Below are 14,440 nucleotides of genomic sequence, written 5' to 3' on the forward strand. Positions count from 1 at the left end.
GGGTCCGTCAGGCGCGCTCAGATGGCGGCCTTCAAATAGAACACCGGGGGCTTGCCGGGCTCCTGGGCGGCGTCGAAGTCGAACTCCAGCGGCTCGCGGGCATCGCGCGCCATGGTGAGAAAGCCCATGCCCGCGCCCTTGCTGCCTTCCGGGCTTTCCTCCCGCAGGGTCTGGCGATAGGCCTGCTTGATCTCGTCGAGCGTCATGCTGCGCAGCGCGTCCAGCTTGCCGCGCAATTCATCGGCGATGCGCGGCTCGACCGGGTTGGCGCACACCACCGTGAAGCTGCCGTCGGCCTCGCGGCGAATGCACACCGACCCGTGCCGCAGCTCGCCGTTGTCCTGGCTGGCGGGCGTGAGCGCGTCGGCCGAGTAGTGCACGATGTTCTGCGCCATCTCCACGAAGGCCGAAAACAGCTTGCGGCGCGTGGGGCCGGCCACGCCCGCCACTTCCAGCTGCAGCTTCACCGCGTCCGCCATGGCGGCGATGATGGTCTGCGAGAAATAGCCCACGTAGTAGAAGATGACCTGGTGCTGGCGGGCCAGCTGGAAGAAGGAGCCGTATTTGTCGGCGATCTGGTGGGAGGGCATGTCCTTGGTCCGTCTCAGGTGCGAAAGCAAAAGAAAGTCAGGTCGTCGCGGCGATGCTGCTCGCCCTGCCAGTCCCGTAGCGCGCCGTGGACGGCGTGGTTGACCTCCTCGGGTGTGCCGTGCCGGTGCTCGATGAGCAGTTCACGCAGCCGGCGCTTGCCCAGGGCGATGGCGCGCGGCCCGCCCACCTGATCGATCAGGCCGTCGGTGGTGACGAAGACGAGCGTTCCGGGCGGCAGCAGCAGCTCCTGGTTGGCCCAGCAATGGTCGAAGTCGCTGTCCACGTAGCCCACGCCCTTGCGCTGGCCTTCCACCACCTCCACCTCCACCTCGCCGGCGCCCGGGCGCACGAGCATGAGCGCGAGCCGTGCTCCAGCGAAGACCAGGCGCCCCGGCGCCGGCTCGAACCAGAAGCAGGCAGCGTCCATGCCATCGTCCGACCCCGGCGTGGCGTCCTGGCCATCCATCTGGCCGAGCATCTGCTTGATGCTGCGGTTGACGCTGCCCAGCAGCAAGGCCGGGTCGCGCGGGCCGTGCTGCCTGATGGCCTGGCCGAGATTGGTGGAGGCGATCAGGGTCATGAACGCGCCCGGCACACCGTGGCCGGTGCAATCGGCCACCGTGGCGAACCAGCCGCCCTCCTCGGTGCTGAACTGGTAGAAGTCGCCGCCCACCACATCACGCGGCTCCCAGACCAGGTGCGCGCCCGGGCAGACGCGGGCCAGTGCGTCGAGCGAGCTGCGCAGCGTGGAGCGCTGGATCACGCTCGCGTAGTCGATGCTGTGCATGATCTGCTGGTTGCGCGCGGCCTGCATGTCGGCCACCACGCGCATCAGCTGCAACCCCTGGCCCACGCCGGCATAGGCGCCTCGATCGGTGACGATGAAACCGTCGGACAGCGCCTTTTCGCCGCACTCCACCGTCCGGAAGGTGAGCGCCTCGATGTCGAGGGCCGAGTCCACGATCAGCGGCTCCTTGTCCATGAAGGCGATGCAGCTCTTGCGGCCGTACAGCTCCATGCGGAACGGCTTGCTCATCTGCGACAGGAAGATGTTGCGGTTGATGAGGCCGATGGGCTGCAGGCCCTCGACCACCGGCAGGCTGACCAGGTCGCGGTGCTTGCCGAACACCTCCATGACCTGCTCGTTGGTCTGGTCGGCGGTCATGCAGGGCACCGCATTGCACAGGTCCGCGGCGCTGGGCTGACGGGAACGGGGCCGAAAGCCGCTCAAATACTCGGAAGTTGCGGACATGGGGGGCTGCCAATTTGTGTGAACAAATGCTAGCCAGCAAACGTGTCAGTTCAGTGACGGCCTGGTGACGTGGCGCCTGCGCTCCCCGTGACGCCCACGATGGGTGCCCGAGCCCCGCCGCCGGACCAGGGCGACGCTCCCGCCCTGCGCAGGCTACCCGGCGGCCAGCAGGGCCGCGGGGTCGTCCGACTCCAGCACCTGCTGCGCCCAGGCCGCCAGCTTGCGGGTGTCGGCGCGCAGCACCTCCTGCTTCACGGCCAGGATCTGCGCCGGATGCATCGAGAAGCTCCGCAGGCCCAGGCCCAGCAGCAGCCGGGTCATGGTCACGTCGCCAGCGGTCTCGCCGCATACGCACACGCTCTTGCCCAGCGCGTTGCCGGCGGCGATCACGTCGGCCACCAGGCGCAGCACGGCCGGGTGCAGCGGGTCATACAGGTGCGCCACCGCCTCGTCCACCCGGTCGATGGCCAGCGTGTACTGGATCAGGTCGTTGGTGCCGATCGAGAGGAAGTCGAAGTGGCGCAGGAAGCTGCGCACGATGAGCGCGGCGGCCGGCACTTCGATCATCGCGCCCAGCTGGACGGCGCCGTACGTGGCGCCCCGCGCATCGAGTTCGGCCCGGGCCAGCTCGACCTGCGCCAGGGTCTGGCGGATTTCGGTCACGTGCGCCAGCATCGGGAACAGCAGGTTCACCGGCCCGTGCGCGGCCGCCCGCAGCACCGCCCGCAGCTGCGTGCGGAACATGGCCGGATCGGCCAGGCTCCAGCGGATGGCGCGCAGGCCCAGCGCCGGGTTCAGGTGCGTGTCCTTGTGCGTCTTGTCGAGCGGCTTGTCGGCGCCCACGTCGATGGTGCGCAGCGTGACCGGCAGGCCCTGCATGCCTTCCACCGCCTCGCGATAGGCCTGGTACTGCGCCTCTTCATCGGGCAGGTGGCCGGCCCGGTCCATGAACAGGAATTCGCTGCGAAAGAGCCCGACGCCGACCGCGCCCGCCCGCACCGCCCCGGCGGCGTCGGCGGGCTGCTCGATGTTGGCCAGCAGTTCGATGGGCTGGCCGTCGAGCGTGACCGCGGGCGTGTGGCGCAGGCGCGAAAGGCGCTCGCGCTCGAGCGAGCCCTGGCGCTGGCGGAACCCGTATTCCGCCAGGATGATGGCGGACGGGTCCACGATGACCACGCCGGCATCGCCGTCGATGATGACCCAGTCGTCCTGCCGCACCAGCTGGCTGGCGGCCCTCGCGCCCACCACGGCCGGAATGTCCATGCTGCGCGCGACGATGGCGGTGTGGGACGTCTTGCCGCCCACGTCGGTCACGAAGCCGGCGAACACGCTGCGCTTGAACTGCAGCATGTCGGCGGGCGACAGATCGTGCGCCACCAGCACCAGCGGCACGTCCACCGTGTCGTCGAGCAGCAGCTCCTGACCCAGCCTGCGGCGCGCGCCGCCGCCAGGCGGTGGCGCCACCGGGCTGGCCACGCCCTTCATGTGCCGCAGGATGCGCTCGACCACCTGCTCCAGGTCGGCCTTGCGCTCGCGCAGGTACTCGTCCTCCATCTCATCGAACTGCCGGGCGATGATCTCCAGCTGCGTGGTCAGCGCCCATTCGGCGTTGTAGAGCCGGTCGGTGATCCAGTGCTTGACGCCGCTGACGAGCGCCTCGTCCTGCAGCAGCATCAGGTGCACGTCCAGCAGCGCGGCCAGCTCGGGCGGCGCGTCGGGCGGCATGTCGGCCTGCAGGCGCTGCAACTCGTCGATCACCGCGTTGCGGCCGTTGCGCACGCGCACGATCTCGGCGCCGACCTGATCGGCCTTGATGAAGTAGTGCGCCACGTCGATGCGGCTGGAGGCCACCAGCACCGCGCGGCCGATGGCGATGCCGCGAGACACCGGCAGGCCGTGGATGGAGAACGTCATGCGGGCGCCCCCATTGCCGGGGCCGGACGTGCCCGGCGCCCTTGCGGCCGAGGGCGGGGCCCGACGAAGGCGCCCGCCCGCATCATTCGCCTTCGCCGAACTTGCCGTCGATCAGCGCCACGAGCGCATCCATGGCCTCCCGCTCGCGCGCGCCGTCGGTTTCCAGCTCCACCACCGAGCCCAGCCCGGCGGCCAGCATCATCACGCCCATGATGCTCTTGGCATTGATGCGCCGCTCGCCCCGCGACAGCCACACATCGCACGGGAAGCTGCCGGCCAGCTTGGTGAGCTTGGCGGAGGCCCGGGCATGCAGGCCGAGCTTATTGCTGATGGTGATAGTTTTCTTGATCATGGTGAGACCGTCGGATCTGATTCTGGGGCGCCGAGATGGCCACCTGCATCACCCCCTGCGTGCCGCCGACCACGGCGCGCGCGACCAGCGCCTCCAGCGGCTCGGACCGGTAGCTCACGGCGCGCAGCAGCATCGGCAGGTTGGCGCCGCAGACCAGCCGCGAGGTGTGGCCGTCCACCAGCCGCTGGGCGACGTTGCAGGGCGTGGCGCCGAACACGTCGGTCAGCACCAGCGTGGGCCGGTCGTCCTGCAGACCCATCAGGATGCGGGCCGCGGCGAGCGATTCCTCCGGCGACGCCGCCGGATGCACGTCCAACGCCACCACGTCGTCGGCGCAGTCGGCGAACACATGCAGCGCGCATTCGCGCAGGGCATGGGCCAGGGGAGCATGGGCGATGAGGAAGATGCGCGTGGTGGTCATGGCAGGCAGGTGTGGCCTGCATTATGGCGCCGGGGCTGCCCGCCGGCGGTCGCCTCGGGGCATGGCGCCCCGGCGCCCGGCGGCTCATTGCAGTGCCAGTCCGGCGAAGAACGTGTCGGCCACCGACGGGCGGGCGGCGGGGGCATACACCACCGCGTGGTAGAGATGCACCTCACGCCCCTGCAGCCGTGCGAACCACGCCGCATGGGCCGTGATGGCCGCGCCGTCGGGCCGGCGCCCCTGCGCCGTGGTGCGCACCGCCGACGGCAGGGCCAGTGCCTTCGGCGGCGTGAAAGGCTCGGCGGCGGCGGGGCTGGCCGGCGCCTGCATGCGGGCCAGCACGGCCGATCGCCACTGCGCCAGGGCCGCATCGGCCGCCTCCGGGCCGAAGGCGCGCATGTGCGACACGGCGAAGGTCGCGCCGTCCGCATCGCATCCCCAGAGCGCCAGCTCGGCCGGGCGCCCGCCCAGGTCCACCGGGCGCACCGCGTGGTCGGGCTTGCAGGGCATCAGCGCGACCAGGCCCGTATCCGCCAGCGGCACGTTGCGCCAGTTGAGCGCCGGGCTGCAGCCGGCCGCCAACGCGGCCAGGCACAGGGCGGCCCCGGGCCGGGCTGTTCGGAGTGAATACATCCAGCCGATTATGGTCAGCCCCGGCCCTGATGCACGTCAACTGCCCGGGCCGACTCGCGCAGGCCAGGCGAACTTCTGGCGACCGCCGCGATCCATCGCACACGCTGGCCTGCCCGCTGCTGCACAATGCAGCGAGCGCCTCCCGCCTCGGCCGCAATCCGGCGCAGGGCAGCAGAGCCGCACCGCACACCCACCTGAGAGAAACGACACATGCGCATCACCCATGGGCTGGCCGCCGCCGCGATCGCGGGTTGCGCCGCCGTGGCGGGCTGGATCTTCCTATCCACCGGCAAGGCCGCCGCGCCGGCGTCCACCTTCGTGCTGCTGGACGGCACGCGCCAGACCACCGACGACCTGCGCGGCAAGGTCACGCTGGTGAATTTCTGGGCCACGAGCTGCGTCACCTGCGTGGCCGAGATGCCCGAGATCGTCGCCACGCACCAGAAGTACCAGAGCCGGGGCTACGACACGCTGGCCGTGGCGATGAGCTACGACCCGCCCAGCTACGTCGTCAACTTTGCCGAGACGCGCAAGCTGCCCTTCAAGGTCGCCATCGACAACACCGGCGCCGTCGCCCAGGCCTGGGGCGACGTGAAGCTGACGCCCTCGACCTTCATCGTCAACAAGCAGGGCGAGATCGTGAAGACCTACGTCGGCGCTCCGGACTTTCCCGAACTGCACAAGCTCATCGAGCGGCTGCTGGCGGAAACCTGAGTGGCCGCCCCGCGGCAGCGCCCGAGGCCGTGACTTTCAAGCCTTTTCGGCTGCCAGCGCTTGCTCCATATGGGCCTATAGCTATCAATAGCATAGCGGCGTGCATTCATGCACTGGCCCCCCTCTCCTTCGCGCCGGCCCTCGGCCTGGTGCGCTGGCGCAGGCCCGCCACGCGGCCCTGCCGAAATCGCTCCCGCTACACTGGGCTCCTGTTCCGTTCTCCCTGGGTCGGCCCGCCTTCGTTCGGCCGACGCATCCTGCCCCGTGGACCACACGCCCGCCGTCACCCTGCTGACCCCCTCCCACCCCGACGAGATGCCCGCCGTGCAGGCCATCTTCCGCGAATACGCCGACTCGCTCGGTGTCGACCTGGCCTTCCAGGATTTCGAGGCCGAACTCGCCGGGCTGCCGGGTGACTACGCCCCGCCCCGTGGGCACCTGCTGCTGGCGCAGGTGGACGGCAGCATCGCCGGCTGCTGCGCGCTGCGGCCCCTGGACGCGGCCGATTACCCCAACGCGAGCGAGATGAAGCGGCTGTACGTGCGCAAGGCCTTCCGCGGCTTCGGCCTGGGCCGTCAGCTGGCCGAAGCCACGCTGGATGCGGCCCGGCAGGCGGGCTATGCATGCGTGCTGCTCGACACGCTGGACGGCATGGAGTCGGCCCGCGCACTGTACGCCGACCTCGGCTTCGAAGAGATTCCGCCCTACTACCACAGCCCGCTCGAGGGATCGCATTACCTGAAGGCGGACATCGACTGACCCGCAGCCGGGGCGGAGCGGCGGGAGTGTCACCGGCCCGGCTGCACCGCCAGGCGCCTCGCCCTTCCTTTACGCCGCCGCCATCCGACGCCGCGGCAGGACCATGCGGGACAGTTCTACGCGTCTTTTCGGCCTCCAGCGCCGATGTGGCCAGCGCAAGACGCTATCCAATTAATAGCAGATGCCCGCGTGAGTCCATCGCGGGGCGATGACGACCGGCCAGCGGTACTTCCACGCCGATCCTGCCGCCTGGAATGCAGCGCGCCGGGCAGGCCATCGACCTGCCCGGCGCGAAGAGCGAGCCCGCGTCGATCAGCCCCGGGCCTGGCCCAGCAGCGTGGCCGCGTCGCTCACTTCGAACTTGCCAGGAGCCTCGATGTTCAGCGTCGCGACCTTGCCGTCCTTGACCAGCATGGAATAGCGGTTGCTGCGCAGGCCCAGGCCCTTGCCGTTCAGGTCGAGCGTCAGGCCGGTCGCCTTGGCGAAGGCTGCATCTCCGTCGGCCAGCATGCGGACCTTGCCGCCGGTCTTCTGGTCGCGCGCCCAGGCGCCCATCACGAAGGCGTCGTTCACGCTCAGGCACCAGATCTCATCGACGCCGGCGGCCTTGAAGGCCTCGGCCTGCTCGACGTAGCCCGGCACGTGCTTGGCCGAGCAGGTGGGCGTGAAGGCGCCCGGCACGGCGAAGACCGCGATGGTCTTGCCGGCGGTGGCCTTGGCCACGTCCACCGGATTCGGGCCGATGCTGCAGCCGTTGCCTTCGACTTCCGAAAATTCCATCAGGGTGGTGGCTGGCAGTGCGTCGCCGACTTGGATCATGGCTATCTCCTCAGGATGATGAGTGGAAGGGAAAGGACCGAAGGATCGCGAACCGGCAAGGGCATCAGGCCCGCGCCAGCCGAATCGCTTCGGAAATAAAAAAACGACCCACATTGTGGGTCGTTTTTCAGGGTTGTGCGGTCTGAAGACCTTGCGGGTCTGTCAGCGCAACGATCAGAGCAGGCCGGCCTTCTGGACCAGACGGGTCGCAACCCAGTTCTTGGTCTTGGACAGGGGACGGCTCTCGGTGATCTCGATCGTGTCGCCCAGCTTGTACTCGCCCTTTTCGTCGTGGGCGTGGTACTTGCTCGACTTGGCGACGATCTTGCCGTAGAGCTCGTGCTTCACACGGCGCTCGACCAGCACGGTCACGGTCTTCTGGCGCTTGTCGCTGACCACCTTGCCAATCAAGGTGCGCTTGAGGGATCTTTTAGCTTCCGTCATGTGGGCTCCTCTTTACTTGGCGGCTTGCTTTTCAGCAAGGATGGTCTTGGCGCGGGCGATATCACGACGGGTGATACGCAGCGTGTTCGTGTTGGCCAGTTGTTGCGTGGCCTTCTGCATGCGCAGACCGAAATGGGCCTTTTGCAAGGACTTGATTTCGGCTTCGATGCCGGCGACGTCTTTTTGGCGCAGTTCAGCAGCTTTGGTCATTTCAATTCTCCTGATCAAGCGCCGATTTGACGAGCCACGAACGTGGTGCGCAGCGGCAGCTTGGCGGCAGCCAGGCGGAACGCTTCACGGGCCAGTTCTTCAGGGACGCCGACGATCTCGAACACCACCTTGCCGGGCTGGATTTCAGCCACGTAGTACTCGGGGTTGCCCTTACCGTTACCCATACGCACTTCTGCGGGCTTGGTGGAGATCGGCTTGTCGGGGAACACGCGGATCCAGATACGGCCGCCACGCTTCACGTGACGGGAGATCGCACGACGTGCGGCCTCGATCTGGCGGGCCGTCAGACGGCCACGGTCCGTGCACTTCAGGCCGAAGTCGCCGAAGGCCACCGAGTTGCCACGGGTGGCAACGCCGGTGTTACGGCCCTTCTGCTCTTTGCGGTACTTGCGGCGAGCGGGTTGCAGCATCTTTATTCTCCTTTGCCGTCCGCTGCTGTAGCGGGCGCGTCAACCTTGCGAACGCGCTTAACGGCGGTGTTATCGGCGCCACCGGCACCGGCGGGCTTGTCGCTGCCGTCCGCAGGAGCCGCATTGGCACCCACGGGACGACGTGGACCACCACGGCCTGCACCGGGACGGTCGCCACCTGGGCGGCCATCGCGGCGGGGACCACGGGGACGGCGCTCTTCTTCAGGACGCGGCGTCTCTGCGGCGGGCAGATCGTTGCGGCCCAGCGTGTCGCCCTTGTAGACCCAGACCTTCACGCCGATCACACCATAGGTGGTCTTGGCTTCGGAGGTGCCGTAGTCGATGTCGGCGCGCAGGGTGTGCAGTGGCACACGGCCTTCGCGGTACCACTCGGTACGTGCGATTTCGATACCGTTCAGACGGCCAGCCGACATGATCTTGATGCCTTGGGCACCCAGACGCATGGCGTTCTGCATGGCGCGCTTCATGGCGCGGCGGAACATGATCCGCTTTTCCAGCTGTTGCGTGATGCTGTCGGCGATCAGCTTGGCATCGATTTCGGGCTTGCGCACTTCTTCGATGTTCACTGCGACAGGCACGCCCAGGCGGGTAGCCAGTTCACGCTTGAGGTTCTCGATGTCCTCGCCCTTCTTGCCGATCACCACGCCCGGACGTGCCGAGTAGATGGTGATGCGTGCGTTCTTGGCAGGACGCTCGATCAGGATGCGCGAGACGGCGGCGTTCTTCAGCTTGGCCTTCAGGTATTCGCGCACCTTGATGTCTTCGGCCAGCATGCCGGCGAAGTCACGGTTGCTTGCGTACCAGCGGCTGGCCCAGTTGCGGCTGACCGCCAGGCGGAAGCCGGTAGGATGGATTTTCTGTCCCATAGTCTTCCGAGCCTTTAGTTGCCGACCGTCACGTACACATGGCACGTGGGCTTGCTGATGCGGTTGCCGCGGCCCTTGGCGCGCGCGGTGAAGCGCTTGAGCGTCGTGCCTTGTTCGACGTAGATGGTCTTGACCTTCAGTTCGTCGATGTCGGCGCCGTCGTTGTGCTCAGCGTTGGCGATGGCGGACTCCAGAACCTTCTTGACGATGCCGGCAGCTTTTTTCTGCGTGAACGTCAGGATGTTCAGGGCTTGATCGACCTTCTTGCCGCGGATCAGATCTGCGACCAGACGGCCCTTGTCGACCGACAGACGGACGCCCCGGAGGACTGCACGTGTTTCAGACATGGTCGTTCCTTACTTCTTGACTTTTTTGTCAGCAGGGTGACCCTTGAAGGTGCGCGTCAGGGCGAATTCGCCCAGCTTGTGGCCCACCATCTGGTCGGTGACATAGACCGGCACGTGTTGCTTGCCGTTGTGCACGGCGATGGTCAGACCGATGAAATCGGGCAGAACCATGGAGCGACGCGACCAGGTCTTGACTGGTTTCTTGTCCTTGGTGGCCACGGCCTTCTCGACCTTCGCCAGCAAGTGGTGGTCAACAAACGGACCCTTTTTGAGAGAGCGAGTCATTTGTTATCCCTTACTTCTTGCGACGCGACACAATCATTACTTGTGTGCGCTTGTTGTTGCGGGTGCGATAACCCTTGGTCAGATTGCCCCAAGGATCGACAGCATGGCGGCCTTCGCCGGTACGGCCTTCGCCACCACCGTGCGGGTGATCCACCGGGTTCATGGCCACGCCGCGAACCGTCGGACGAATACCCATCCAACGCTTCACACCGGCCTTGCCCAGTTGGCGCAGGCTGTGTTCTTCGTTGGCCACTTCGCCAATGGTGGCGCGGCATTCGATGTGGATCTTGCGCACTTCACCCGAGCGCATACGCACCTGGGCATAGACGCCTTCACGGGCCAGCAGCGTAGCCGAGGCACCCGCCGACCGGGCGATCTGCGCACCGGCACCGGGCTTGAGCTCGATGCAGTGGATGGTCGAACCTACGGGGATGTTGCGGATGGGCAGCGTGTTGCCTGCACGGATCGGGGCTTCCGAACCGGACATCAGCGTTGCGCCGGCTTCCAGGCCACGCGGAGCGATGATGTAGCGACGCTCGCCGTCGGCATAGCACACCAGGGCGATGTGGGCCGTACGGTTCGGGTCGTACTCAACGCGTTCGACCTTCGCAGGAATGCCGTCCTTGTTGCGCTTGAAGTCCACCACGCGGTAGTGGTGCTTGTGGCCACCGCCCTTGTGACGGGTGGTGATGTGACCGTTGTTGTTACGGCCGGCCTTCTGGAACTGGGGCTCCAGCAGGGGGGCGTAAGCGTCACCCTTGTACAGGTGGTCACGCGTGACCTTCACCACGGCACGTTGGCCCGGCGAGGTCGGTTTCATTTTGATGACTGCCATTTACGCGGCCTCCCCGGACAGGTTCAGCTCTTGGCCTTCCTTCAGCGTCACGTAGGCCTTGCGCACGTTGTCGCGGCGACCCATCGTCTTGCCAAAGCGCTTGGCCTTGCCTTTGGTGTTCACCACAGAAACGCCCTTGACCTCGACCTTGAACATCAATTCCACAGCGGCCTTGATTTCTGGCTTGGTAGCATTCTGCAGCACCTTGAACGTCACAGCATTGGACTTCTCGGCAACCATGGTGGCCTTTTCGGACACGATGGGAGCGACCAGCACCTGCATCAGACGGCCTTCGTCAAACTGGATCGTGCTCATGCGAACATCTCCTTGAGTTTGTCGATAGCGCCCTTGGTGACGAGCACTTTCTTGTAGTGCACCAGCGACACGGGATCTGCGTAACGTGGTTCGACGATGAACACGTTCTTCAGATTGCGCGAGGCAAGGTACAGGTTTTCGTCCACTTCTTCAGCGATCACCATCACCGATTGCAGATTCATCGCCTTGAACTTGTCGGCGAGGACCTTGGTCTTCGGCGAGTCGATCGTCAGCGAGTCCACCACGGCCAGGCGGCCTTCGCGGGCCAGCTGGGACAGGATGGCGGCCATGCCGGCGCGGTACATCTTCTTGTTGATCTTCTGCGTGAAGTTTTCTTCAGGCAGGTTAGGGAAGATGCGACCGCCCCCACGCCACAGAGGCGAGGAGGTCATACCGGCGCGGGCGCGGCCGGTGCCCTTTTGCTTGAAAGGCTTCTTGGTCGAGTGGCGAACCTGCTCGCGGTCCTTCTGGGCGCGCGTGCCTTGGCGGCCGTTGGCCTGGTAGGCGACGACGATCTGGTGCACCAGGTCTTCGTTGAATTCACGACCGAACACGGTCTCAGGGGCATCGAACTTGGATGCGGCCTGGCCTTGGTCATTCAGGAGTTCGAGCTGCATTAGTTCGCTCCTTCAGCGGCTTTGGCCTTGACTGCGGGACGCACCGTCACGAAGCCACCCTTGGAGCCCGGAACAGCGCCCTTGATCAAGAGCAGTTGGCGTGCTTCGTCGATACGAATCACGTCGAGGTTTTGCGTGGTGACCGTCACGTCGCCCAGGTGGCCCGTCATGCGCTTGCCGGGGAACACGCGACCGGGGTCTTGTGCCATACCGATCGAGCCGGGGACATTGTGCGAACGGCTGTTACCGTGGGAGGCGCGCTGCGACGACATGTTGTGGCGCTTGATCGTGCCGGCGTAGCCCTTACCGATCGACGTGCCTTGCACATCGACCTTCTGGCCCACTGCGAACACGTCAGCCACGGGCACGGCGGCACCGGCGGCATACTTGCCGGCGGTTTCAGCGGTCACGCGGAATTCGCGGATGATTTCACCGGCTTCGACACCCGCCTTGGCGAGGTGACCGGCTTCTGGCTTGGTCACGCGCGATGCTTTGCGCGAACCGAACGTGACCTGCAGGGACACGTAGCCATCGTTCTCTTCGGTTTTGATCTGGGTCACGCGGTTGTTGGACACATCCACCACCGTGACAGGCACTGCGTCCCCGTCATCGGTGAACAGACGCATCATGCCCACCTTGCGACCCAGCAACCCCAGGGAGTTGCTCAGACTCATTGGTTTTCTCCAAAACTTTCACCGCCTCGACTTCAATTGGCCAAGGCGTTTGCACGGTCGGCCGCACTGAAAGTGCATGACCTGCGTGCGCGAAAGAAGGTTGATAAAACTTCGCCGCACTGCGCACCCCAAAGATGCGCAAAAAAGGCGAAGCCGCAAAGTATAACGCGGGCCGCCTTTTCAGGCAAGCCCGCGTCATATTGGCAGCGCGGCGTCAGCGCCGCGCCACGGTCAGCGCAATTACTGCAGCTTGATCTCGACGTCCACGCCAGCCGGCAGGTCGAGCTTCATCAGGGCGTCCACCGTCTTGTCGGTCGGGTCCACGATGTCCATCAGACGCTGGTGGGTACGGATTTCCAGCTGGTCGCGCGACGTCTTGTTGACGTGCGGCGAACGCAGGATGTCGAAGCGCTTCATGCGCGTTGGCAGGGGCACGGGGCCCTTGACGATGGCGCCGGTGCGCTTGGCGGTGTCGACGATTTCAGCGGCGGACTGGTCGATCAGCTTGTAATCGAAAGCCTTCAGGCGGATGCGGATCTTTTGCTTGGACATGGCAGCTCCTTTATTGCTTAAATATTAAGCAATGACCTTGGCCACGACGCCGGCGCCGACGGTACGGCCGCCTTCACGGATGGCGAAGCGCAGGCCTTCTTCCATGGCGATGGGGTTGATCAGCTTGACGGTGATCGACACGTTGTCGCCGGGCATGACCATTTCCTTGCCTTCTGGCAGCTCGATGGCGCCAGTGACGTCGGTCGTGCGGAAGTAGAACTGTGGACGGTAGTTGTTGAAGAACGGGGTGTGGCGGCCGCCTTCGTCCTTGGACAGCACATACACCTCAGCCGTGAAGTGGGTGTGTGGCTTGATGGAGCCTGGCTTGCACAGCACCTGGCCGCGTTCCACGTCTTCGCGCTTGGTGCCGCGCAGCAGCAGGCCGACGTTGTCGCCGGCTTGGCCCTGGTCCAGCAGCTTGCGGAACATTTCCACGCCGGTGCAGGTGGTCTTTTGCGTGTCGCGGATACCGACGATTTCGATTTCTTCGCCGACCTTGATGATGCCGCGCTCGATACGGCCGGTCACCACGGTGCCGCGGCCGGAGATGGAGAACACGTCTTCCACGGGCATCAGGAATGCGCCGTCCACGGCGCGCTCAGGCGTGGGGATGTAGGAGTCCAGGGCTTCTGCCAGCTTGTCGATGGCTTGCTCGCCCAGGGGGCCCTTGTCGCCTTCGAGGGCCAGCTTGGCCGAGCCGCGCACGATGGGGGTGTCATCGCCGGGGAAGTTGTACTTGTCCAGCAGTTCGCGGACTTCCATCTCCACCAGCTCCAGCAGCTCTTCGTCGTCCACCATGTCGCACTTGTTCAGGAACACGATGATGTAGGGCACGCCCACCTGGCGAGCCAGCAGGATGTGCTCGCGGGTCTGGGGCATCGGGCCGTCGGCGGCCGAGCACACCAGGATGGCGCCGTCCATCTGGGCGGCGCCGGTGATCATGTTCTTGACGTAGTCGGCGTGGCCGGGGCAGTCCACGTGGGCGTAGTGGCGGTTGGCCGTTTCGTATTCCACGTGCGCGGTGTTGATCGTGATACCGCGGGCCTTTTCTTCAGGTGCTGCGTCGATTTCGTCGTACTTCTTGGCTTCGCCGCCGAACTTGGCGGACAGCACGGTGGCGATCGCTGCCGTCAGCGTCGTCTTGCCATGGTCCACGTGGCCGATGGTGCCCACGTTGACGTGGGGCTTGGTACGTTCGAACTTACCTTTTGCCATTTTTGACTCTCCAAAGAGCAATGCCTGTGTCGGGGTTTAACGTCTGCACCCGATTGCTGAGTCGTCCCGCACAGGGCAACAGGACGGCACCGGGTCGCAGATTGCAAGAATCTTGCTGCTACTGATTTGATAGCTACCTGCGCTCATGGATCAAGCGCGGGCAGCCCATTTCT

21 protein-coding genes are annotated in these 14,440 nt (G+C 65.7%); 2 read left to right on the forward strand and 19 right to left on the reverse strand.

Going from position 1 to position 14,440, the window contains the following annotated elements; genetic code table 11:
- Nucleotides 1–17 precede the first annotated feature (17 nt).
- The 6 genes from ABWV53_RS04490 to ABWV53_RS04515 all read right to left on the reverse strand — a co-directional run bounded on the left by ABWV53_RS04490 (nucleotide 18) and on the right by ABWV53_RS04515 (nucleotide 5,163).
- The gene (locus ABWV53_RS04490) at nucleotides 18–590 is read right to left on the reverse strand and encodes a SiaB family protein kinase (RefSeq protein WP_353363376.1); all 573 of its coding nucleotides are present in this window, start codon (nucleotides 588–590) and stop codon (nucleotides 18–20) included.
- Between the two features lie 14 nt (nucleotides 591–604).
- Complete coding sequence (locus ABWV53_RS04495) at nucleotides 605–1,843, reverse strand: SpoIIE family protein phosphatase (RefSeq protein ID WP_353363378.1); 1,239 nt, start codon at nucleotides 1,841–1,843, stop codon at nucleotides 605–607.
- 153 nt (nucleotides 1,844–1,996) lie between these two features.
- Nucleotides 1,997–3,757 (reverse strand): phosphoenolpyruvate--protein phosphotransferase, encoded by a 1,761-nt coding sequence (gene ptsP / locus ABWV53_RS04500; protein ID WP_353363380.1) that lies wholly within the window; start codon nucleotides 3,755–3,757, stop codon nucleotides 1,997–1,999.
- Between the two features lie 82 nt (nucleotides 3,758–3,839).
- Complete coding sequence (locus tag ABWV53_RS04505) at nucleotides 3,840–4,109, reverse strand: HPr family phosphocarrier protein (RefSeq protein ID WP_353363382.1); 270 nt, start codon at nucleotides 4,107–4,109, stop codon at nucleotides 3,840–3,842.
- Nucleotides 4,078–4,530 carry a PTS sugar transporter subunit IIA gene (locus ABWV53_RS04510; protein WP_353363384.1) on the reverse strand — a complete coding sequence of 151 codons (453 nt, stop codon included), beginning with the start codon at nucleotides 4,528–4,530 and terminating at the stop codon, nucleotides 4,078–4,080. The genes ABWV53_RS04505 and ABWV53_RS04510 overlap by 32 nt, the downstream gene beginning before the upstream one ends.
- A gap of 84 nt (nucleotides 4,531–4,614) precedes the next feature.
- On the reverse strand, nucleotides 4,615–5,163 hold the full coding sequence (locus tag ABWV53_RS04515) for a hypothetical protein (RefSeq protein WP_353363386.1): 549 nt from the start codon (nucleotides 5,161–5,163) through the stop codon (nucleotides 4,615–4,617).
- Between the two features lie 210 nt (nucleotides 5,164–5,373).
- On the opposite strand from ABWV53_RS04515, the gene ABWV53_RS04520 reads away from it, so the two are divergent.
- Nucleotides 5,374–5,877, forward strand: a complete 504-nt coding sequence (locus ABWV53_RS04520) for a TlpA disulfide reductase family protein (RefSeq protein ID WP_353363388.1) — start codon at nucleotides 5,374–5,376, stop codon at nucleotides 5,875–5,877.
- A gap of 315 nt (nucleotides 5,878–6,192) precedes the next feature.
- On the forward strand, nucleotides 6,193–6,636 hold the full coding sequence (locus ABWV53_RS04525; protein ID WP_502903832.1) for a GNAT family N-acetyltransferase: 444 nt from the start codon (nucleotides 6,193–6,195) through the stop codon (nucleotides 6,634–6,636).
- A 312-nt stretch (nucleotides 6,637–6,948) separates the two neighbouring features.
- On the opposite strand, the gene ABWV53_RS04530 is transcribed toward ABWV53_RS04525, so the two are convergent.
- The 13 genes from ABWV53_RS04530 to tuf all read right to left on the reverse strand — a co-directional run bounded on the left by ABWV53_RS04530 (nucleotide 6,949) and on the right by tuf (nucleotide 14,267).
- The gene (locus ABWV53_RS04530; protein ID WP_353363392.1) at nucleotides 6,949–7,455 is read right to left on the reverse strand and encodes a peroxiredoxin; all 507 of its coding nucleotides are present in this window, start codon (nucleotides 7,453–7,455) and stop codon (nucleotides 6,949–6,951) included.
- A gap of 174 nt (nucleotides 7,456–7,629) precedes the next feature.
- Nucleotides 7,630–7,899 (reverse strand): 30S ribosomal protein S17, encoded by a 270-nt coding sequence (gene rpsQ / locus ABWV53_RS04535; protein ID WP_353363394.1) that lies wholly within the window; start codon nucleotides 7,897–7,899, stop codon nucleotides 7,630–7,632.
- A gap of 12 nt (nucleotides 7,900–7,911) precedes the next feature.
- A complete protein-coding gene (gene rpmC / locus ABWV53_RS04540; protein WP_056662461.1) occupies nucleotides 7,912–8,109 on the reverse strand; it encodes a 50S ribosomal protein L29 in 198 nt (65 codons plus the stop codon).
- A 14-nt stretch (nucleotides 8,110–8,123) separates the two neighbouring features.
- A complete protein-coding gene (gene rplP, locus ABWV53_RS04545; protein ID WP_056662458.1) occupies nucleotides 8,124–8,540 on the reverse strand; it encodes a 50S ribosomal protein L16 in 417 nt (138 codons plus the stop codon).
- Between the two features lie 2 nt (nucleotides 8,541–8,542).
- Complete coding sequence (gene rpsC, locus ABWV53_RS04550) at nucleotides 8,543–9,427, reverse strand: 30S ribosomal protein S3 (RefSeq protein ID WP_056662455.1); 885 nt, start codon at nucleotides 9,425–9,427, stop codon at nucleotides 8,543–8,545.
- A 14-nt stretch (nucleotides 9,428–9,441) separates the two neighbouring features.
- Nucleotides 9,442–9,774: a 50S ribosomal protein L22 gene (gene rplV / locus ABWV53_RS04555; RefSeq protein ID WP_005796970.1), complete on the reverse strand. Its 333-nt coding sequence runs from the start codon at nucleotides 9,772–9,774 to the stop codon at nucleotides 9,442–9,444.
- A 9-nt stretch (nucleotides 9,775–9,783) separates the two neighbouring features.
- Nucleotides 9,784–10,059: a 30S ribosomal protein S19 gene (rpsS, locus tag ABWV53_RS04560; protein ID WP_027997031.1), complete on the reverse strand. Its 276-nt coding sequence runs from the start codon at nucleotides 10,057–10,059 to the stop codon at nucleotides 9,784–9,786.
- Nucleotides 10,060–10,069: 10 nt separating this feature from the next.
- On the reverse strand, nucleotides 10,070–10,894 hold the full coding sequence (rplB, locus tag ABWV53_RS04565; RefSeq protein WP_056662452.1) for a 50S ribosomal protein L2: 825 nt from the start codon (nucleotides 10,892–10,894) through the stop codon (nucleotides 10,070–10,072).
- Entirely contained in the window at nucleotides 10,895–11,209 is a 315-nt protein-coding gene (gene rplW, locus ABWV53_RS04570; RefSeq protein ID WP_056662449.1) for a 50S ribosomal protein L23, read from the reverse strand.
- Nucleotides 11,206–11,826, reverse strand: coding sequence for a 50S ribosomal protein L4 (gene rplD, locus ABWV53_RS04575; protein WP_056662448.1), 621 nt, complete (start codon nucleotides 11,824–11,826; stop codon nucleotides 11,206–11,208). The genes rplW and rplD overlap by 4 nt, the downstream gene beginning before the upstream one ends.
- Nucleotides 11,826–12,500: a 50S ribosomal protein L3 gene (gene rplC / locus ABWV53_RS04580; RefSeq protein ID WP_056662445.1), complete on the reverse strand. Its 675-nt coding sequence runs from the start codon at nucleotides 12,498–12,500 to the stop codon at nucleotides 11,826–11,828. Before rplC ends, rplD begins: the two co-directional genes overlap by 1 nt.
- Nucleotides 12,501–12,740: 240 nt before the next feature.
- Complete coding sequence (gene rpsJ, locus ABWV53_RS04585) at nucleotides 12,741–13,052, reverse strand: 30S ribosomal protein S10 (protein WP_005796953.1); 312 nt, start codon at nucleotides 13,050–13,052, stop codon at nucleotides 12,741–12,743.
- Nucleotides 13,053–13,076: 24 nt separating this feature from the next.
- On the reverse strand, nucleotides 13,077–14,267 hold the full coding sequence (gene tuf, locus ABWV53_RS04590; protein WP_353363402.1) for an elongation factor Tu: 1,191 nt from the start codon (nucleotides 14,265–14,267) through the stop codon (nucleotides 13,077–13,079).
- Nucleotides 14,268–14,440 lie beyond the last annotated feature (173 nt).

Origin of the sequence: Acidovorax sp. FG27, from assembly GCF_040365715.1 — a bacterium.
GTDB lineage: Bacteria > Pseudomonadota > Gammaproteobacteria > Burkholderiales > Burkholderiaceae_C > Paracidovorax.